The sequence below is a fragment of the Solirubrobacter ginsenosidimutans genome, from assembly GCF_027587205.1.
This window is the reverse complement of sequence record NZ_JAPDOD010000056.1, coordinates 28823-48167: the sequence shown is the minus strand read 5'-3', so window position 1 is coordinate 48167 and position 19345 is coordinate 28823. Positions and strand designations below refer to the sequence as shown.

Here is a 19345-nt window from a genome sequence, read left to right as displayed (position 1 = left end):
AGGGGTGCCCCGCAACCAGCCAATGATCATCGCCCGGGTCGAGCTCGATGCGGCGCAGCGGCCCGTGGCCGGCCGGCTCGTCGTCGCGGACGGGCCGCAGCAGCCGTTCAGCGGCTGGACGGAGCTGTTCGCGGCGCTGCAGCACGCCGTCGCGGCGGCGGTCGGGGAGTCCGCGTCATGAGGGCAGGGAGCAGGATCGCGTCGCTGGGCGCGCTCGTCGCGGTCCTTTCATCCGCCTGCGTTCTCTCCGCCGCCGCTTCGACCGCCCGCGCCGCCGAGCAGTGGAACGATGGCGTGCCCGCGACGAGCACGCAGGTGAAGTGCGTGATCAACCTCCAGGAGATCGGTGCGATCGCCAAGGCCGGCTATCTCGCCGACCCGTCAAAGCTCCCCAAGGCCGGCGAGGTGTTCTACGCCCGCGCGGTCTTCGGCGCGACGACCGACACCGCCTGCAGCAGCGGGGACCAACTCGCCGAGCTGGACATCGTGCTGCCCCCGGGTGTGTCGATGGCGATCGATGCCACCCATCCGATCACCTGCCTGTACGCCGACGGGGACGGGCCGCAAGCGAACTACCCGCCGTGTCCAGCGCGTACGATCGCGGGCGCCTACGGGCCGGCGATCCCATCCGACGACGCAGGGCACGCGTGGACGATGCCGGCCGGGCGCGAGTTCGACGTACGCTTTCCCCTGACGTCTAACCGCAGGCTCGTCGGCCCGGGCGGCGGGCACTGTCCTCAGTCGCTCGATGAGATCCCGACCTCCCCGCAGCGAGACTGCCTGCTGATCGCGCTGCACGTGATCGACGGCTACAGCGACCCCTGGCTCACGCCCGACGAGGAGCTGTTCATCGACCCCGCGACGCCAACGCCGACGCCGACCCCGACCCCGACCCCGACGCCAACCCCGACGACACCGGTCGTCTCGCGGATCGCCTTCACCCGCGCGCACCTCGCCACCGCCGCCAAGAAGGGTTTGCCCCTCTCGATGCACTGCGCCAAGGCCTGCCACGGCACCGTCAAGGTCACGGTCGCCGCGGCGACCGCCAAGCGCCTGCACATGGCAAAGGGCACGCTCACCCTGACTCGCGGACACTTCTCGGCCGCCGCCGGTGAGACGGCGAACGTCCGGCTGAAGCTCGTTCGCCGACTCGCGGGCAAGATCCGCAAGCTGAAGTCGCTCGCCGTGACCGTCGCGGTGATGCCATCCGGCGCCGCCGAGACCGTCATCCACCTCACGCTGCGCCACTGAGAGCACGAGCTGGGGTAGAGCGACGACAGTGGTTGCCGATGTCTCGCCGACGGGACACTGCCAGCCCCCGGCAGCGTCGTCCTTTACGTCAAATCCGTGTTATGGGCCGGATGCGTCGGCCGATGGTCAATGCGTGCGCGAGGCCCGCAGGTAGACGTTGAGCCGGCCCGCGGCGTCGTCGTCACGTGGTTGCGGGAGCAGCTTGACGTAGCGGTTGACCATCTGCAGATCGAGCGTGGCCCATGTACTCCATGATCTCCTTGATCGTGTAGTGGGCAGCCATCAGCATCGAAGCGTAGGTGTGTCGGCACTCGTGCAACGTGATGCGCTGCAGTCCGGCCTTCTCCCACGCTGCCGTCGCGGCCGATGCGAGTTTTCCGGACATGACGGAGCGCTCGCACACCGCTCCCGTGGTCGGCCGCCCGCGGCGCAGCCAAGTCTCGCGAGGATCTGCTGCAGCGGCTCGGCGACCGGCGGGCGGCGCTGGGTCCCGGCCTCGCTCTTAGAGCGCAGCACGAGGATGTGGCTGGCGATCTTGCCCTCGTCGAGAACTTCGGGCCACTCGAGGCGATGGATCTCGGCGCGTCGCAACCCGGCGTAGCAGGCGATGGCGTATGGCACGCGGTCCTCGGGGGACAGGGCCGCCAGGAGCTGCTCGGCCTCCGCCGCCAACGCGACGCGCAGGCGCGGCTTCTCATCATTCGGCGGCAGCTCGACCATCCGGCAGCGGATTGCGAGTGACGTGGCGACGGCTGGGGGACAAGGCCCAGGCGTAGATCGAGGATGCGACGGCGACGTGGTTGGCGATCCGCGAGCGCGACAGCCCCTCACGACTGAGTTGGTCCACCCACATCTGCCATTCGATCTCGCTGATCTCCTCGGCCACCATCGGCCCGAACTCGGGCCGCACGAAGTGCCGCCACGAGCGGCGGTAACCGTCGATCGTGGTCTGCGCGTACTGCTTGCCCTTACCGCGGCGCCGGCCGATCGTTGCCTCGACGCCCTCCATCCATTGGTCGCCGAGCGTCTCGAGCGCTGGGCCGAGCGGAGGCTGGATCGCCGCGGACTCGGCGGCGACCTCGGCGTCGGCCAGCCAGCTCAGGACCTCGGCGCGGTTCTTGGTCGTCCCGCCCCAGAGCGGCTTTCCGGTGACCGGGTGCCGGCGGCGCCCGCGATAGGACGGCGTACAGCGACAGCGCGGCCCATCCGCCGCGAATGCGGGGCAACCGAGCTCGTGCGCGACGTAGACGCTCGGGGTCTTCGTGCGGCGGAAGCGCAGCGACATCCTGCCGCCGAACCAAACCGACTTCGGGTGGACACACGGGTGGACACAAATGTCACGCGAGAGGGGGTCAACGGGGGTCCGCTGAGGTTCGGGCGCTTGAGAGGATTCTGCTGATTTCGCGCTCTAGGGCGGGAAATCCGGGCGATTCGGGTGATGCCGGAGGAGGGACTCGAACCCCCGACACGCGGATTATGATTGTCATCGGAATTGGCTCTCAGCCGCCTGTTGGCAGGGTTGGGGGACACGGGAGGGGACACAAGAGTCACCCGTAGACGGATGCGGCGTGGATCGATCTAGCCCGAATCGCCCGTCCAATCCGTAATCACGGGCTCCCATCCGGCCTCCCGTTTCTCGGATCCTGTCCAAACACCCCAAAACTGAGGGTCAGCCGCATGCGGTCGCTGTTCTTTCGGCAGGTGTCGCATCTCGACAAGGACTGGCACCGGCGTCGCCCATCCGAGAAGAATCGCTTGCTGCGAAGGCATACTTGGCAATTCTCGTAGAAGGCCGCCGAGGTTGTCGGGAACGAGGCGCGCAACGAGTTGCTGATCTTGATCGTTGACTAGACGGTGAAGAAGGAAAGTGTTGCATTGTGCGAGCACCGTCGGGGAAAGCTCCGAGGGTCGCTGGGAGCTCAGGACCAAGCCGAGCCCAAATTTTCGACCTTCACGGGCGATTCGTTCGAAAGTTTCCCGACATTGACGCCCAGCCAACGAGATCGTTTCATCGGGTAGATACCGCTGAACAAAAGTGTGCGCTTCTTCCAGTACCAAGGCTGTTGGGAGCTCAACCCCGTTCAGCCGCCGATAACGCTGAAGTGCCTCGAAGATGAGGCGTGAGAGTACCGCGATGACAAGATGCAATACCTCCGCGGGAACGAGTGACAAATCGAGGACTGCAATCGAGCCGTTGGATCCGTCCGGGAGTCCGAGATAGTCCTCAAGCCACTGAGCGAGGGTGATGTCCTGCGGCGGTGCGGCGATCGGTCCCACCCGGGAGTCGGCGAGCATTGATCGAACGCGTAGGAGCAACGTTCCCGCCCACGCAGCCGCCTGGGCGAACTCTGCGCTTCCGGCGAGCACTTCAAGATGGCCCGCGAGTTCGGTGGGGTCGAACTCGATCGGCGCGTCTTCGTTCGACCCACCCAGCGGGTGTGGGGACGGAAGTGTCGCAAGAAGTTTGTCGATCAGGACCAGGACGTCCTCAAGCGCTCCCTCGCTGAAATCATCAAAGCTGACGACCGGACGATTCTCGCCTGGCGGCGTCCATTCGTTGCGTCGCGACGCTGTCGCACTCTGAATTCCTCCGATGAGCGCATCGAGCTCGCCCTCGGCCGCGGGAATCTCGCCTCGGTAGCGCTCGAGACCCTCAGCAAAGGCGTCAAGTTGGATTCCGCAGTCCTTAGCGCCTTTGTAGCGGCCCGTGTACGCCGGGACGCTCGCCACGCGGTCTCTCAACAACACACGATGCCCTCCGACCATGCGCGCAAGACGGAGGGCGGGCCCGCTTTCGAGGATCGCGCCGGAGCGCATGTTCCGAAGACCTTGCAGCAGGAGTGGACGCTGGGTTGCCGGCGCGGCCTGTGCGAATGCGGCCCACTCGTGGCTGTCCCACATCCACGCCGGCACTCGCAGCGGCTGCGCCTTAGGCTTTTCGGACTCAGCGATTTGCCCACCGACGACCTCGAACAGGCGCACTTGGCCCAGATCTTCGAATGTTCGGCGGTACTCCCCATTGGGATCGAGCACGATGAACCGAGCGTTGACGGGTTTCGACTTGTCGACGCGCGCTGCAGCCGCATCCTCGAGAGACCATCGGATCAAGCCAGCAACTGAACACGATTTGCCAGAGCCCGTGTTGCCGAGAACCGCCAGGTGTCGTCCGAACAGCTTGTCGGGATCGACCGACACGCGTGCGTCTGCCCCAAGAGGCGAATGCCCAATCGTCACGCGGCGGTCGACGTCTCGCGCCTCTACCAGAGCGCGAAGCTGTGCCGCAGTAGGCAGCGAAACCGGATCACCGACTGAGGGAAAACTCGCGACGCCACGTTGAAGTTCGTAGACCAGCGTTTCCCCTACCACGCGGGACTTGAGAGTCCCGAGGGGCACCAGCGTGAGCTTACGGAGCGGATAAGGCAGATCAACGAGGCCGAAGTCGCGAAGGCCAGTGCGTTTTGGGAATGGCGACCGCTCCACGCCAAGCCACGTCACGATGCCGACGACAGAGCCGATCTCGTTCGGGATCAGAACGAAACCGTTGATTCGCGGGAACCGTTGCGGCTCTCCAGCGTTGAGCGCTACGGCTTGAGGGGCATCGAGGTCCAACGATACGCGGATCTCGTGCGGAGCAACCGACTCGACCGTACCCACAGATAGGGAAGCTGCGTGCTCAACGGGAGTGCTCAGGACGACACTCCCCCTCCACCTACATCGGAACTTTCAGATGGTCTCGGCTGCCGACGTTGGCGCAACTCGGCCTCTCGGAGACTGATGGTGTCAATCGCTGGCTTAGGAAGATAGTGATCGACCAGTGTCGGCAGGGAGCCGAAGTGGCTGCCGACCATCAGCGTCACCTGGGCGGGACGACCTGAACGATCGAGGAAGCGCGCCAGCCGACCTTCGCACCAGTCAAAAGAAATAACAACCAGGTGCGTCGAAGGAATCGCAAGCATGTCTGCGATGACGCGGTTGATGTGGTCGTCCCCAAATCCATATCCGTAGGTAACCAAGGCGGAGTTGGGCCTGCAGAGCGCCGCTGACATGTCCCGCATCAACTCGGCATACGGATAAAGAAGGGTTTCAACATCTTTGGCCGGATTCGGATAGATCATGAGTCCAAGCGCGGGGTCCGGCAGGATCTCGGGATGCCCTGGATCGGCGCCGAATGGCAGGCCGACGCGGCGCAGTGCGCCGTTCCGGAAACGCCAGTCCAGAGAGCCATGGATCTTGCCTAGTCGAAGTACTCCCTCCAGATAGCGAGGCTCGCCGCGTATACCGGGAGGGTTGTAGTGCTGGTCAACGTCGACGCGCGATGAACGGAAGACTGGTTCGAGCGCTCCGACAAATCGATCGATCGGCCGGAGGCCAGCAAGATCGCATCCGAACTCGACAATGCGGTCGTAGTTCGTCGTAAAGAGGTTGAGGCGATCGCGAGAGGCGCTCCTGCTCGCGAACGTCAGGAGAAATGAGACAAGCAGTCGATGTGCTGTAAGTCCGGAGTCGGACGCGGCCTCAACTGCTTTCTTGATTCCCCGCTCGCCCGCGAGAACCTCGGACAGCAGCCCGCGAAGCGCTCCGTCGATCTGATCAGCCCAAAGCTCGGATCGAGAGTCGCCCATGATCTCCAACCCAGCCTGAAGCGCCAGGGCGGTTCGAATTCGATCCTCGATGTTGGGACTGCCTCGGCCAGTCGCGGCAGCTGACCGCTTTGCCGCGGCCTCGACTTCGTCCGCCAGTTGGCCGGAAAACGGACTCGCTGCCATCGTTGGCGGCACGGCGTCGGCGGCGTAGCCGATCGCCATCGCAAGCCCGTTCCCGAGAAGCAGCGATAGGTGTTCGCTCTGAAGGACGGCCGCCAACCACGGCTCGACCTTGCCTCGCAGGGTCCCCGGGTCCGGGTGTTCACCCAGATCCACTTCCTCATTTCGGATTCGGAGCAGGTCGGTCACGTGGAACGCTCACCGGGAAGCATCTGTCAATCGTCTACAACCTCGTTGACCAAAGTCAAGAGCCTGCGTCTGCCGAGGCGCTGATGCAAGCCGCGCCGGCCGCGACCGGATCGAAGCCGTTCGGCCATACCGTGTCTGAGTCGTAGCGGGCATTTCCGAGCCGGGCCGACCGGAAATCGGCGCCGCCGAATCGGGCGCCGTCCAGGTGCGATGCGCTGAGGTCCGCCCGCGTCAGCGATGCGTTGGCGAGATTTGCACCACTCAGACTCGCCCCGGCGAGATTCGAGCCGCTGAGGCTCGCACCTTCGAGATCAGCGTCGTCAAGCTTGGCGTCCCGAAGCGCCGCATAGACGAATTCTGCGCCCCGAAACCGACCGCCTGCCAAAACGGCCTCAGACAGATCGGCCGAGGCAAAGACTGCTCGGTTCGCGAACGCCTCACGAAGATTCACGCCCGTTAGCTTCGCGTCCGTCAAGTTGGTCATGTACATCTTGGCGCCGACAAGCCGTGCATTAGTCAGCACCGACCTTTCGAGCTTCGCATCGGTCAGGACCGTGTAAGAGAGGTCGGCCCGCTGCAGTTGTGCTCCCTGCAGATGCGCCCTTGGCAGATAGCAGCCCGCGAAGTTGATCCGCCATGGCGCGGGCGGATCGTACGCGGCCTTGCGTCTCCCGAGCACGGTCAGCGCGGCCTGGACGTCTGCTTCCGGCGGCTTCGGGTAGACGTCGGGTTCCATCTGGATGAGGTTTTCGATGACGTCTTCATCCGGGATCGGAGTGCGTTCGCGGACGAAGGCCGTCAGGATCTCAACGATTGGGCCATGGTCGTATGCGGAATCTCGCGCAACGCGCTCAAGCGCATAGATTCCCCCGAGGCGTACGTCCATGCTGTCGCGATTCCCCAGTTGATCGACGGCGCGCGTGAATCGTTCGGTGATTTGCCCTTGCCTGGTGAGCTGGTAGTTGCGATGGGTGTAATAGGCCCCCACCGCAGCCAGCGTGCCAGCGAGGACCGCTAGGACGACAGTGCGTGCGCGACCGGTCTCTTCTGCGCGCTTCGTCGGGTCTGCGATTCCGTCCGTCGCTGCGAGCCAGTCGGCGGACACGCGAATGAAGGCGACCACTGCAGCGACTGCGAGGAGGACCGCGCCCGCTACCGCAAGAGCCATCAGAATGCGGACTAGCTTCGTTTGAATAGTGCTCATTAGGACAAGCATGGTGCACTGTGACCCTTGCCCGCGCAGTCCGGCGAAGAGCAGGTCCTCCAGATCGCACGCCGAGATCCTGCAAAGACCCGTGCACACCCCTGCACCGGGGTGCAGGTGCTCCTCGGGCCACTCGCCATCCGTCGCCGCGGCACATCAGGCGGGGGTAACGCTCCCCGCTGGGCGGGCCAGCGCCGGGAGGCTAATCATCCTCGGGGTCGTCACGCCTCGACCGAAGGCTCAAGCGGCGCAGGCCGCGCGTGGCCGCGAGGAGGTTCTCACCGGCTAGATAGGTAGTGGGAGACCGCAATCGAGATCGATCAAGAGCTACTCGGACGAGGTTATTTGCCAGAACGCGTCCCTCGGCGGCTTAGGGCGAGGAACAGTGCTTTCGATCGGCAAGCTCGCGGCCGGACAGGCCAAGTACTACCTCGACCAGGCCGAGGCGCGGGTCGACGTCGTGCAGAGCGTCGGGAGTGGCGTCGAGGACTATTATCTCGGCCCACACGAGGCACGCGGACGTTGGATCGGATCGGCCGGATACGAAATCGGGCTTCGCGACGACGTCGGAGCTGACGCTCTGCGGCGAGTGCTCGCCGGAGCGCATCCTCAGGACGGCCGCGAGTTGCGGAGCTCGTCGAGTCGGGCGCGCGTGGCCGGGTTCGATCTCACGTTCTCGGCGCCGAAGAGCGTCAGCGTGCTCTTTGGGATCGGCGAGGTCAGGCTCCATGAGCGCGTTCGCGCTGCGCATGACATCGCGGTGCTGCAAGCAGCTGGATATCTCGAGAGGAACGCAGCAGCTGTCCGGCGTGGCCATGGCGGTGTCATTGTCGAGGAGGCGCCTGGGCTGATTGCCGCGGCGTTTCGGCATAGGACGTCGCGCGCTGGCGATCCGCAGCTGCATACGCACGTGCTCGTCGCAAACTTGGGGCGCGGGCTTGACGGGCGCTGGTCGGCGCTTGATGGCCGGCGGCTGTACGCGCACGCGCGCACCGCGAGCTTCGTCTACCAGGCCGTGCTGCGAAGTGAGCTGACGCGGACGCTCGGCATCGAGTGGAGCCCAGTGCGGAAAGGAATCGCTGAGGTCGTCGGAGTGCCGCGCGTGGTGATGAAAGCGTTCAGTCGGCGCCGCGCCGAGATCGATGCGGCGTTGGAAGAGCGTGGCACGTCCGGAGCTCGGGCTGCGGAAGCCGCGGCGTTGGCGACGCGGGCGGTCAAGTCGAAGGTCGATGCCGGCGAGCTAGTCGCCGAGTGGAAGGTGCGAGCCGGGGAGCTTGGGTTTGGCGAGCGCGAGCTCGCGCTGTTCGTCGCGCGTGTGCGTGGACGTGACGTCGATGAGCCGCGCTGGGAGAAGGTGTTCGATGCGTTGGTTCGGTCGACTGGCATCACTAGTCGGTCAGCAACGTTCTCGACCGGCGAGGTGATTCAGGCGCTCTGCGAGGCGCTACCCACCGGGAATGCCGTCGAGGCCAGTCAGCTGGAGCGGGCCGCGAAGCTGTTTCTTGAGACGCGAGCAGTGGCGCTCGTGCCGGACGACGAAACACGTGACCCGGATGAGGTATTCCGACGCCGGGATGGGCGCGTGATGCCAGTGGCGGTCGAGCGGACGCGCTACTCAACTCCGGAACATCTCGCGCTTGAACAGCGGTTCATCGATCGTGTGGCATCCAGCCGTGGGGGTCGCGCCGGTATGGCCGGCGATGACGACGTCGAGCGGGCGATTGAGTCCAGGTCGACATTGTCCGAGGAGCAGCGGCGAATGGTCGAGGCGTTGTGTCTCAGCGGGGACGGTGTCGCGGTGGTGGCCGGGAAGGCAGGGACGGGCAAGACGTTCGCGCTCGGTGCAGCGCGGGAGGCATGGCAGGCCGCCGGCTTTCCGGTGCTCGGCGTTGCGGCGGCGCGGCGTGCGGCGAACGAAATGCAGACCGGCGCCGGGATTCAGAGCACGAGTATCGCGGCGTTGCTCGGCGATCTTCGCCGCGGGGGTGGGGCCGGTTTGCCTCGCCATTGCGTACTGGTGGTTGATGAGGCCGGCGTGGTTCCCACTCGGGAGCTGGCGGAGCTCGTCGACCAGGTCGGGCGCGTTGAGGGCAAGGTCGTGCTGATCGGCGACCACCGGCAGTTGCCCGAGATCGGTGCTGGCGGTGCGTTTCGCGGACTTGTTCAGCGAGGGCTGGCGATCGAGCTCACCGAGAACGTGCGACAGGTCAACCGATGGGAGCGTGTCGCTCTCGATCACTTGCGTGAGGGCCGCGCTGACGAAGCGCTCGGTCTGTACGCCAGCCACGAGCGCTTGGTTGTCGAGCCGACAAGCGACGACATCCGGACACGGCTTGTCGCCGACTGGCTTGCTCTGGGCGACAGCGACCAGAGCGTGATGATTGCTCGGCTGCGGGCCGATGTTGCCGATCTGAATAGCCGTGCGCGAATGCAGCTTCGAGCCCGTGGAGACGTGAGCGGTCCGGAAGTCGACCTGGCCGGCGGCTCGTTCGGGGTCGGCGATCGGGTTGTCGTGAAGCAGAACGACTCGCGTCTCGGCGTCAGCAACGGACAGCGCGGCAGAGTGACCGAAGCCGATCCGGCAGCGATCGCCCTGGCCCTGGAGGTCGACGGTCGGCGCGTGCGGCTGGACCGAGAGTTCCTGCACGGGACGACGCGGGACGGCGACCCCACGCTGCTGCATGGCTATGCCATCACCGGCCACGTCGCGCAAGGGCTCACGGTGGATCACTCGCTCGTCCTGGCGAGCGGCAACGTCGGCAACGAGTGGGCGTACGTGGCGCTCAGCCGCGGGCGCGAGTCGAATCGGCTCTACGTCGCCGAGCGCGAGGAGGACGGGCGGGCTGAGTTCGCGCCGGTCGACCAGGCGGGCATCGGAGCGTTCGAGCGGCTCAGGCGGTCGATGGAGTCGAGTGAAGCGCAGGTACTGGCGATCGACTCCGGAAGGCCCGCCTCCCGCGAGCGCGAGGATGAACTCGCCGCTGCGACGCGCGAGCGGCGCGCGCTCGAGGAGCGCGGCCGCACTTGGCTCCCCGGACGCCGTCGGCGGCTCGATGCGGCCCGGGCTCGCGAGTTGGCTGCCACGCGAGTGATCGCGGACGAGCGGCGCGCCGAGATTGAGCAGGCGCATGGATCGCGGCCCTTCGAGGTCCAGAGCGAAGACGACGTGAAGAGTCGCTACGAGGCGATGGCCGAGCGGGCGACGCAGCGAGTACTAGGACAACAACGTGGACGGGAGCTCTGATCACATGCCGAAGAAGATGCCGCAGCGACCGATCGAGCCGGTGCGCCGGTATGCCTACACACGAGAGGAGTCGGCGATCTCGATCGGCATGAGCGTGAGCCATTTCGAGCGGTTTGTGCAGGCCGAGCTGAAGCTCATTCCGTCGGGGCAGCTGATCCTGGTCCAGCCAATCGAGCTCGAGCGCTGGGCGCAGCGGAACGCGCGGTATCTCGTAGAGCCCGTGCGTCCTAGGCTCGTCGGATGAGTTTTCGCGCGATTCGGCCGGACGAGTTCGAGTGGATCACCCGGCCGCACGAGCCTGGCGAGCCGGCTCGGCACGTCGCCGAGTTGAGCGACGCCATCGGATCGACGCACGTGCGGGGGAATGTGTGGCGCTATGAGCCCGGAGCGAGAGGCAAGCGCCATCGGCACCCGATCCAGGAGGAGACGTTCGTCGTGCTCGCCGGCGAGTTGTCGATCTATCTGGGCGAGACGCCGGAGCGTGTGGACGTGCCGACTGGTGGAGTCGTGAACGTGCCGCCCGGGACGCCGCTGCAGAGCGCGAACCACGGCGATGTCGACCTGCTCGTCTACGCATACGGCTATCCGCCCGAGGACGCGACGGCTGATTTGCTCGACCCGGCGGTCTGATCAGCGTGCGTGGACGGCTCTACGTTGGTCCGTCAGCGGCGTCGATCGCGTCGATCAGCGCCTGGACGTCGGCCGCCGCTCGGTTGACGTCGGATGGATCGAAGTCGATCTGCGCAGCGAGCGCGGCGTATAGCTCGGGCCAGCGCTCGAAGACGATCACGGTTGGCGGCCACGGGTGCTTGGCGCGCAACTGGAAGATCTCGATGCAGGCCTCTCGGACCCGCGCCATGTCGTCGATGAGGCCCTGGAGCATGAGCACGTCGACGAGGTCGCGGACGCGGTTGTTCGGGGGTCCTGAAGCGAAGTCCTCCGTGCAAGCGTGCAGCTTCTGGGCGATCTGGTAGCGGACCGCGACGCACGGGACAGCCTCGAGCCCACGCAGCCCGAACGGACCTAGCGGGATCGCGGGCACCCGTTCGATCTCCCGGCCTGAATCGCCTTCCGTCGGGGCGACCTCGAGCGTGACCGTGCCCCAAGGACGCGTTCGGTATACGAGCTTGACCTCGAGTCGGACCGCGGCGGTGTTCCCGATGGCCTGGGGCCGGCCTCCGGTGATCACGAAATCGCCGTAGTCGCCGGTGAGTGCCTCGTCGAGGCGCGCGAGCATGTCGCCGCTGCGCTCGCGATAGGCGGCGTCATAGTCCGTCGTGGCTCGCGCCTTCAGCCCGAGCCGCAGTTCCATCGCCACGCCTCCTTTGAGGGCGAACACCGGATCGTCGTCCTCGTCGCGGACACGGTCGAGCATGGCGGCGACGATCATGTACGAGATCCAGCGCTGCAGGCGATTCCGGCCGACGTCAGTCGCCTTCGCGTGCTCGTTGACCCAGCGCATGAGGACGTTGACGTTGTGCGGCGGCTTGCGGCGCTCGGTGGGCATCGAGTCAGACCTACGCGGCGTGCCGGTCGAGGAGGGTGAGGCGTTTGAATTCGGCCTCTTCGGCCCTGGTGATTGCGCCGCGCTCTCGGGCGTTCGCGATCGCCTGCTCGATTAGGTGCGTGCCCACATGTGTCTCGATGCCGTCGCGTATCGCCCGTGCCGGCGTGACGATCGGGATGCCCTCGTGCCAGGTGGTCTCGTGCTCTTCGAGGTCGCGGTAATGGAGCCGGTACAGGGTTGGGATCCGACGCGTGATGCGCAGGTCTTTGCGCACCGTGATGTGGATCTTGGCCGGGTTGATGTCGCACAGCCCGTGCACGTCCAGCGCCGTGTCGTGGCAGATCACTCCGCCTCCGCGCGGCCACAGCGTCGCTTCCATGTACTCGTCGAGGCTCGTCAACGCGACCGCCGGCACGCGGTAGAGGCCGTACGCGATCCGCTCCAGTGTTCCGCGCTCGGCCATCTTGCGCAGGCGGTCGGCGACCACTCCGACGGCTGCGGCGTCGGCAGCGGTCACGTAGCCGTACTGGTCCACGGCCACGTCCATGAGCGCGTTGTAGGCCTTGCCTGGCATCGTGCACAGAATAGGACATTTTGACCGATCTTGTACAAGAAGGGTCTGAGTCGAGGTTGCACAAGATCGGTCATTTTGACCGATCTCATGTTGATGCTGCGTGAAGCTCATCAAGCTCCGCGAGGTCGATCAGGTCACGCGGGCGGGCGAGAGCGAGCTTCATCGAGCGGAAGTCGGCGAGCGAGCAGACGGCGGCGTTGGCGTCGCCGAGTCGGACGGCGAGGGCGTTGTCGCGGAGCTGGAGATACGAGAGCCCGCGTTGGAAGTGGACGTCGCCCCAGCGCGTTCGGATGACGTCGTCCGCGTAGGCGGCGCCGAGAGACGAGAGCGCGGCCAGAGTCTCGCTCGGCGACGGCACGAGATCGATGTCCGCGCTCGCCCGCACGACGCCGTGGGCCGCGCCGGCGAGGCCGCCGACGATCACGTAGTCGACGCAGGCCTCTTTCAACGCCGCGACGAGGCCGGCCGGGTCGAACGTCGACGCCACGTCGACGGCTCCGCCCGCCCGGGCGAACAGCAGCGCGGCGCGGCTGACCTCGATCGCGAGCGTGAGCCGCTGTGACGGCGTCATCGCCCGGTGGCGCGCGATCGCGTCGGTGTCGTTCCAGATCTCGCCTCGCTGGGACGGGAGGTCAGCTGGACTCGGAGCGTCGGAGGTAGTCATTGAGTCGGTCGGCCGCGTCGTCTTCGCCTGGCTGCGGCAGGAGCTTCACGTAACGATTGACCATCTGTAGGTCGGCGTGGCCCATGAACTCCATCAGCTCCTTGATCGTGTAGCCGGCCGCCATCAGCAGTGAGGCGTAGGTGTGGCGGCACTCGTGGAGCGTGATTCGGTTCAGGCCCGCGAGGTCCCAGGCCTTCTCGGCCTGTCTGGCGATCTTGCCCGACATCACCGACCGATCCACGACCTTGCCCTCGTGCGGCTCGCCCTGGCGAAGCCAAGCCTCCAACAGGATCGTGCGGAGGTTGTCGGCGATCGGTGGGCGTCGGCCGGTCCCGGCTTCGCTCTTCGAGCGGCGGACCGTGATCCGGGTCGCGATTCGGTCGCCGTCGAGGACGTCGAGCCATTCCAGGCGGGCGATCTCGCCGCGGCGGAGGCCCGCGTAGAAGGCGATCGCGTAGGGGAGACGGTCGACCGGCTCGAGAGCTGCGAGGAGCGCCGCAGCTTCGGGCGCCAAGGCGACGCGCAGGCGGGGCTTCTCGTCGTTGGGTGGGAGCTCGACGAGGCGGAGCGGGTTGTGCGGGACCAAGCGGCGCGACGGTGCAGCGGCCCACGCGTAGATGTCCGAGGCGACGGAGATGTGCTTCGCGATCGTGGAGCGAGCGAGGCCGCGGCGGGCGAGGGCATCGATCCAGGCTTGCCAATCGAGTTCGGTGATCTCCGAGGCGTAACGCGGGCCGAACTCTGGGACCACGTGGTACTTCAGGGAGCGGCCCATCGCGAGAATTGTCGTGTCGGCGTATGCCTTGCCCTTGCCGCGGCGTCGGCCGATCCGGCCTCGCTCGACACCGTCGAGCCACTGGTCGGCGAGTTCCTCGAACAACGGACCGCGGGCGGCAATCTCGCGCAGGTGCTCGCCGCCGGCTTTCGCGGTGCCGAGCCACGTCAGGACCTCGGCTCGACTCTTGACGACCGGCTTCTGCCACTCAGGCGTGCCGGTGACCGGATGGCGGCGGCGGCCGCGGAAGGACGGCTCGCAGCGGCACCGGGCCTTCGGGTCGGCGTTCGCCGGGCAGTCCGAAGCGTGCGACACGTACACGCTCGGGGTTCGGGTCTTTCGCCAGTTCGCCATGCCCGCTCTAGCGCTCAGCCCGGAAAGTCGGCCCCTGTGGGGGACACGCCGGGGGACACAAGCGACGCGAACAGGGCGTTTCGCTGGGGTCCGTCGAGCTCGGACGCCAGGCGAAGCGACTGCGTGAAAGCCCTGCTAGAGCGAAGAAAGCGACGAAACGCGGTGATGCCGGAGGAGGGACTCGAACCCCCGACACGCGGATTATGATTCCGCTGCTCTAACCGACTGAGCTACTCCGGCGGGGCAGGCGCGCAGTCTAGCGAGGCAGCTCGAGATCGCTGTTCAGGCCACCGGTATGGAGGCCGCAACGACCGTGCCTCCATGCGGCGGGCTCTCCACCCGCAGGGTTCCGTTGTGGACGGCCAGCCGGTCGCTGAGGCCGACAAGCCCGGTTCCGTCGGGTTTGGCACCGCCGACCCCGTCGTCGCGCACCTCCAGCTGCAGGTTGCCGTCGTCCAAGTGCACGCGGACCGTGGCGCTATGGGCGTGCGCGTGCTTCGCCACGTTGGTGAGCGCTTCGGCCACGACGAAGTACGCCGTCGCCTCGACGTCGGGAGAGGTGCGCTGCACGGAGATCGCGACTTGGACCGGGATGGACATCGTGGAGACGAGTTCGCTGATCCCGGCGTGCAGACCGCCTCTCGTGAGCGCGGTCGGGAGAATGCCGTGGGCGAGTTCGCGCAGCTCGTTGGTCGCCCTGGTGGCATGTTCCAGTGGCTCGTCCACCAGGGCGGCGGCCTCCGGTCCATACCGCTCAAGCTCCTTGCGGGCCATCTTCAGCGTCACGATGGTGTGGACGAGCCGCTGCTGGGCGCCGTCGTGCAGGTCGCGCACGACTCGCCGGCGCTGCTCGTCGCCGGTCGCGATCACTCGAGCTCGGGACGCCGCGAGCGCTTCGCGCACCTGGAGGTTGGAGATCGCTGTCGCCGCCAGCTCGGTGAACTGCGCGATTCGGGCTTCGGCGTCCGCGGGCATCGACGTCGGGCTGGATGTTCCGGCCACGATCGAGCCCCATAGAGCGCCGTCGACGAGGATCGGGCCTCCCACCGCCGAGCGCACACCCACCTCGTGTGCCGCGGCGGCGATCGAACCTGCGGGCGATTGGAATTCGTCGAAGCGCGCGGGGCGCTGGGTCCGCAAGATCATGGCCGCCACGCTGTCCCCGTCGAGCTTCACGCGGCGCCCGACCGGAAGCTTCTTGGCGATCGTGCCCCAGCTGCCGACGACGATCGCGTCTCCATCGGAGCAGTAGCGCCAGACCGCTGCGGCTTCGGCCTGTACGAGCCGCCTCACCTCCTCGGCAACGCAGGCGAACACCTCTTCGGCGGGACGCTCGCGGGCCACCATCGTCGCGACTCGCCGCAACGCCGCCTGCTCCTCCGCGAGCCCGCGCAACTCGTCGCGGGCCTGGACGTTCGCGAGAGCGGTCGCCATGAGGTTGGTGAAATCCGCAAGCCGCCTCTCGGACTCGGGCGGGAGGATCTCGTCGGCCTCCGCGTAGGCGCCGATGTAGCCCCAGATGGTGCTGTTGACGACGATCGGGGCAGCGATTGCCTGGCCGAAGCCGAATTCGCGGTGCCGCGCGGCGACGAGCCCCGGGATCTGGGACCAGTCGTCGATGCGGGCCGCCTGGCCGGTCTCCACGACCAGGACTCCCTCAGGGCAATCGGCTACCCGCGACTGGGTTCCATCCGGCACCGCGGAACGCTCCCCGTGCGTCCCGAAGATCTTGGTGAAGGTCTGCGTGCCCGCGTCATAGCTCAGGAGGCTGACGGCACCCACGCGGAGGACTTGCGCCGCCTTGACGGCAACCGCGGTGAACACCGTGTTCGGCTCGGCTCCTTGCGCGACCAGCGTCGCGACGTGACGCAAGGCCGCCTGCTCCTCGGCGAGCCGCCGCAGCTCGGCGCGCGCCTGGCCGCTCGTGATCGCCGTCCCGAGCAGTTCGGTGAAATCGGTCAGGCGCGCGGCGGCGTCCACCGGCGCCGGCGCGGTGTCAGTCGATGGGATGATGACCGCGCCCGCAATGCGTCCGTCGACGAGGATCGGAACGTCGACGGTGGAGCGCACGTCGGCGCTCGGGGTGCCGTTCGCGACGAACTCGGTCGCGGTGCCGTCGGCCTCGTATCTGGCGATGCTCACCGACGGAATGCCCGATACGCGGGCGATCACCTCTGCCGCAACGGCGAACACGTTCCCCAGGGGAGCGCCCTGCGCCACCAGCGTCGCGATGCGCCGGAGCGCCGCCTGCTCTTGCACGAGCCGACCGAGTCTCCGGATCTCTGCTTCGCTCTCCCTCGTCGCCGACATGAGGAATCCGGAACAATGGCGCGTTTTAGGAGCCGCGACAAACCGCGTTGACGCGTGAACACGGATGTCCGACACTTGAACATCTGTCGGGGACGGGTGAAAACACCAAGGGGCGACCGTGTCGCTGATCGAGGTCCGCTCGATCGACCAGGTTCCGCCTGCGGAACGTCACGGCAGGATTCGCGATCAGTTCACGCTCTGGTTCGCGCTGAACGCGAACATCTTCAACGTCGTGCTCGGCGGCATCGTGATCTCGCTGGGCCTCGACTTCCTCTGGGCGTGCATTGCGATCGTGCTCGGCACGTCCATCGGTCTCTGTCTCGTCGGGCTCCACGCGATCCAAGGGCCGACGCTGGGCGTGCCGCAGATGATTCAGAGCCGGGGTCAGTTCGGCTTCTACGGCGCCGTGGTCGTGTTCGCCGCTTCGATCGTCCTGGACGTCGGCTTCCTCGCCGCCCAGCTCGTGATCCAAGCCGATGCCTTGCACCTGCTCGTCGGCTCGATCAGCCTTCCGGGCTGGATCGCGATCTTGGCCGTGCCGGTGGCCGTCATCACGCTCTACGGCTACGACTGGATCCACCGGTGGCAGCGGTGGATGACGGTGATCCTCGCGATCACGTTCGTCGTCGTGTTCATCCGGGCGATCGATCACGGGGGGTTGAGCGGGCCAGCCGCCGCGAACGACGCGCCGTCGTTCGCGCTCTTCATGGGCGCCACGGGGCTGTTCGTGATCGCGATGGCGAGCTGGGCACCGTACGTGTCCGACTACTCGCGCTACCTGCCGGAGACGGTCAACAAGACGAAGACGTTCTGGGCGGTGGTGCTCGGCTGCGCCATCCCCGCCAGCTTCTGCGGAGTCCTCGGCGCATACCTCTTCGCGCTCCTCCCAGATGCGTCCTCGACGGTCGCTGCGGTGCGGGATGTCGCCGGTCAGTGGGTGCTACCGGTGATGGCGCTGAGTCTGATCGGATCCGACGTGGCCAACGCCTACACCGGGATGCTCGCCTTGGCGAGCATCGCCAGCTGCTTCAAGGACGTGCGTCACTCGATCTCGATGCGCGTGATCGGCTCGCTGCTCGTGATCGCCGCCGGCACGGTCTGCGCGCTGCTCGGCTACCGGCATTTCATCGAGAACTTGGTGAACTTCCTCGACGTGCTGCTCTACGTCTTCATCCCGTGGACGGCGATCAACCTGACCGACTACTACCTGGTGAGACACGGCCAGTACGACGTTCCCTCGTTCTTCACTCCCCACGGCCGGTACGGCGGTGTGCAGTGGCGAGGCCTGATCGCGTACCTCCTCGCCGTCGCCGTCCAGGTTCCGTTCATCGACCAGACCATCATCACCGGCCCGCTGGTCGAGCCGCTCGGCGGCATCGACATCTCCTGGGTCGTCGGCGGTGTGGCCGGCGCGGTGTTCTACCTGATCGCGCTTCGGGTCCCCTCGCGGGGCGGTTCGATGCCAGTCCTCACGCGGTCCCGACCCGGACGAGCGACTTGATCGCCCGCCGCTCGTCCATCGCGACGTACGCGTCGGAGATGCCGTCCAGCCCAGTCGAGTAGTCCAGCACGCGGCCCGGGTTGATGCGGCCCTCGAGGACGTCCTCGAGCAGCTCGGGGATGTAGGTGCGGGCGTTGGCGATCCCGCCGCGCACGCCGGTGTTGCGGGCGAACATTTCGCCGACCGGCAGCTCGACGCCGTGCGGCATGCCGACGTAGCCGACGGTCGAGCCCGGGCGCGCGATCGACAGCGCCGTCTCCATCGCCTGGCGGGTGCCGACACACTCGAGCGTGGCATCGACGCCGACGCCGCCGGTGAGCTCCATCACGGATTCGATGGCCTCCGGGCCGCGCTGCTCGACGATGTCGGTGGCGCCGAACTCCCGCGCCACCGCCTGCCGGCGCGGGTTGCGGCTCAGCGCGATGATCCGCCCAGCGCCGAGTCGCTTGGCGGCCAGCACGCCGCACAGCCCGACGGCGCCGTCGCCCACGACGGCGACCACGTCGCCCGCGCCCACGCCGGCGCACACCGCCGCGTGATGGCCGGTCGACATGACATCGGAGAGGGTGAGCAGCGACGCCAGCTGCTCGTCGGAGTGCCCGGAACCGCCGACCACCACCAAGGAGCCGTCCGCGAACGGCACCCGCACCGCTTCGCCCTGGCCGCCGTCCCCGCTCGTCGGGTACAGGCCGCCGGCGACGCAGGCCGAGGTGACACCGTGCCGGCAGTGTGGGCACGTGCCGTCGCTGAACCCGAACGGCGCGATCACGAAGTCCCCTGGCGCGATCGTGCAGACGTCGAGGCCGACGTCCTCGACGACGCCGATGAACTCGTGGCCGATCGGCCCGGGCGCGAAGGGCGAGTCGCCGCGGTAGAACCACAGATCCGTCCCGCAGACGCACGCGAGCACGACGCGGACGACGGCGTCGGTGGACTCGACGATCGCGGGATCAGGCCGCTGGCCGACTTCGATCCGGCCGGGCTCGACGAACAGTGCTGCACGCATCGC

At 66.9% G+C, this 19345-nt stretch carries 17 protein-coding genes and 1 tRNA gene; 6 read left to right on the top strand and 12 right to left on the bottom strand.

Features of this window, described 5'->3' with window-relative positions:
* The first annotated feature begins 22 nt into the window (after window positions 1-22).
* Both OM076_RS37355 and OM076_RS37350 read left to right on the top strand, forming a co-directional pair.
* Window positions 23-181, top strand: coding sequence for a hypothetical protein (locus OM076_RS37355; protein WP_270045277.1), 159 nt, complete (start codon window positions 23-25; stop codon window positions 179-181).
* Complete coding sequence (locus OM076_RS37350; RefSeq protein ID WP_270045276.1) at window positions 178-1251, top strand: hypothetical protein; 1074 nt, start codon at window positions 178-180, stop codon at window positions 1249-1251. The genes OM076_RS37355 and OM076_RS37350 overlap by 4 nt, the downstream gene beginning before the upstream one ends.
* A 181-nt stretch (window positions 1252-1432) precedes the next feature.
* Here OM076_RS37350 and OM076_RS47035 read toward each other — a convergent pair whose 3' ends face one another.
* From OM076_RS47035 to OM076_RS37330, 5 genes are all read right to left on the bottom strand, one after another.
* Window positions 1433-1636: a tyrosine-type recombinase/integrase gene (locus OM076_RS47035; protein ID WP_372518128.1), complete on the bottom strand. Its 204-nt coding sequence runs from the start codon at window positions 1634-1636 to the stop codon at window positions 1433-1435.
* Window positions 1637-1948: 312 nt separating this feature from the next.
* Window positions 1949-2536, bottom strand: coding sequence for a site-specific integrase (locus tag OM076_RS37345; protein WP_270045275.1), 588 nt, complete (start codon window positions 2534-2536; stop codon window positions 1949-1951).
* Window positions 2537-2829: 293 nt separating this feature from the next.
* Window positions 2830-4905: an ATP-binding protein gene (locus tag OM076_RS37340; protein ID WP_270045274.1), complete on the bottom strand. Its 2076-nt coding sequence runs from the start codon at window positions 4903-4905 to the stop codon at window positions 2830-2832.
* A 32-nt stretch (window positions 4906-4937) separates the two neighbouring features.
* Entirely contained in the window at window positions 4938-6203 is a 1266-nt protein-coding gene (locus OM076_RS37335) for an SIR2 family protein (RefSeq protein WP_270045273.1), read from the bottom strand.
* A 55-nt stretch (window positions 6204-6258) separates the two neighbouring features.
* The gene (locus OM076_RS37330; protein ID WP_270045272.1) at window positions 6259-7407 is read right to left on the bottom strand and encodes a pentapeptide repeat-containing protein; all 1149 of its coding nucleotides are present in this window, start codon (window positions 7405-7407) and stop codon (window positions 6259-6261) included.
* Window positions 7408-7792: 385 nt separating this feature from the next.
* Here OM076_RS37330 and mobF point away from each other — a divergent pair, with 385 nt between their 5' ends.
* The 3 genes from mobF to OM076_RS37315 are packed head-to-tail and all read left to right on the top strand — an operon-like array spanning window position 7793 to window position 11281.
* Window positions 7793-10651 carry a MobF family relaxase gene (gene mobF / locus OM076_RS46530; protein WP_270045271.1) on the top strand — a complete coding sequence of 953 codons (2859 nt, stop codon included), beginning with the start codon at window positions 7793-7795 and terminating at the stop codon, window positions 10649-10651.
* Window positions 10652-10655: 4 nt separating this feature from the next.
* Window positions 10656-10895 carry a hypothetical protein gene (locus OM076_RS37320; protein WP_270045270.1) on the top strand — a complete coding sequence of 80 codons (240 nt, stop codon included), beginning with the start codon at window positions 10656-10658 and terminating at the stop codon, window positions 10893-10895.
* A complete protein-coding gene (locus OM076_RS37315) occupies window positions 10892-11281 on the top strand; it encodes a cupin domain-containing protein (RefSeq protein WP_270045269.1) in 390 nt (129 codons plus the stop codon). The genes OM076_RS37320 and OM076_RS37315 overlap by 4 nt, the downstream gene beginning before the upstream one ends.
* Before the next feature lie 19 nt (window positions 11282-11300).
* Here OM076_RS37315 and OM076_RS37310 read toward each other — a convergent pair whose 3' ends face one another.
* From OM076_RS37310 to OM076_RS46525, 6 genes are all read right to left on the bottom strand, one after another.
* Complete coding sequence (locus tag OM076_RS37310) at window positions 11301-12158, bottom strand: nucleotidyl transferase AbiEii/AbiGii toxin family protein (protein WP_270045268.1); 858 nt, start codon at window positions 12156-12158, stop codon at window positions 11301-11303.
* A 10-nt stretch (window positions 12159-12168) separates the two neighbouring features.
* Window positions 12169-12705, bottom strand: a complete 537-nt coding sequence (locus tag OM076_RS37305; RefSeq protein ID WP_270045267.1) for a type IV toxin-antitoxin system AbiEi family antitoxin domain-containing protein — start codon at window positions 12703-12705, stop codon at window positions 12169-12171.
* 112 nt (window positions 12706-12817) lie between these two features.
* Complete coding sequence (locus OM076_RS37300) at window positions 12818-13396, bottom strand: hypothetical protein (RefSeq protein WP_270045266.1); 579 nt, start codon at window positions 13394-13396, stop codon at window positions 12818-12820.
* On the bottom strand, window positions 13365-14486 hold the full coding sequence (locus OM076_RS37295; RefSeq protein ID WP_270045265.1) for a tyrosine-type recombinase/integrase: 1122 nt from the start codon (window positions 14484-14486) through the stop codon (window positions 13365-13367). Before OM076_RS37295 ends, OM076_RS37300 begins: the two co-directional genes overlap by 32 nt.
* Window positions 14487-14691: 205 nt before the next feature.
* Window positions 14692-14765, bottom strand: a tRNA-Met gene (locus OM076_RS37290).
* A gap of 42 nt (window positions 14766-14807) precedes the next feature.
* Window positions 14808-16910 (bottom strand): sensor histidine kinase, encoded by a 2103-nt coding sequence (locus OM076_RS46525; RefSeq protein WP_270045264.1) that lies wholly within the window; start codon window positions 16908-16910, stop codon window positions 14808-14810.
* 43 nt (window positions 16911-16953) lie between these two features.
* Between OM076_RS46525 and OM076_RS37280 the strand changes: the two genes are divergently transcribed.
* Window positions 16954-18336: a purine-cytosine permease family protein gene (locus OM076_RS37280; protein WP_270045263.1), complete on the top strand. Its 1383-nt coding sequence runs from the start codon at window positions 16954-16956 to the stop codon at window positions 18334-18336.
* Here OM076_RS37280 and OM076_RS37275 read toward each other — a convergent pair.
* On the bottom strand, window positions 18305-19342 hold the full coding sequence (locus tag OM076_RS37275; protein ID WP_270045262.1) for a zinc-binding dehydrogenase: 1038 nt from the start codon (window positions 19340-19342) through the stop codon (window positions 18305-18307). The genes OM076_RS37280 and OM076_RS37275 overlap by 32 nt on opposite strands.
* Window positions 19343-19345: the final 3 nt, after the last annotated feature.

Coding starts and splice junctions, on each gene's coding strand:
- OM076_RS37355 (WP_270045277.1), top strand. CDS start 23: ATGATCATCGCCCGGGTCGAGCTCGATGCGGCGCAGCGGCCCGTGGCC.
- OM076_RS37350 (WP_270045276.1), top strand. CDS start 178: ATGAGGGCAGGGAGCAGGATCGCGTCGCTGGGCGCGCTCGTCGCGGTC.
- OM076_RS47035 (WP_372518128.1), bottom strand. CDS start 1,636: ATGTCCGGAAAACTCGCATCGGCCGCGACGGCAGCGTGGGAGAAGGCC.
- OM076_RS37345 (WP_270045275.1), bottom strand. CDS start 2,536: ATGTCGCTGCGCTTCCGCCGCACGAAGACCCCGAGCGTCTACGTCGCG.
- OM076_RS37330 (WP_270045272.1), bottom strand. CDS start 7,407: ATGAGCACTATTCAAACGAAGCTAGTCCGCATTCTGATGGCTCTTGCG.
- OM076_RS37320 (WP_270045270.1), top strand. CDS start 10,656: ATGCCGAAGAAGATGCCGCAGCGACCGATCGAGCCGGTGCGCCGGTAT.
- OM076_RS37315 (WP_270045269.1), top strand. CDS start 10,892: ATGAGTTTTCGCGCGATTCGGCCGGACGAGTTCGAGTGGATCACCCGG.
- OM076_RS37310 (WP_270045268.1), bottom strand. CDS start 12,158: ATGCCCACCGAGCGCCGCAAGCCGCCGCACAACGTCAACGTCCTCATG.
- OM076_RS37305 (WP_270045267.1), bottom strand. CDS start 12,705: ATGGACGTGGCCGTGGACCAGTACGGCTACGTGACCGCTGCCGACGCC.
- OM076_RS37300 (WP_270045266.1), bottom strand. CDS start 13,396: ATGACTACCTCCGACGCTCCGAGTCCAGCTGACCTCCCGTCCCAGCGA.
- OM076_RS37275 (WP_270045262.1), bottom strand. CDS start 19,342: ATGCGTGCAGCACTGTTCGTCGAGCCCGGCCGGATCGAAGTCGGCCAG.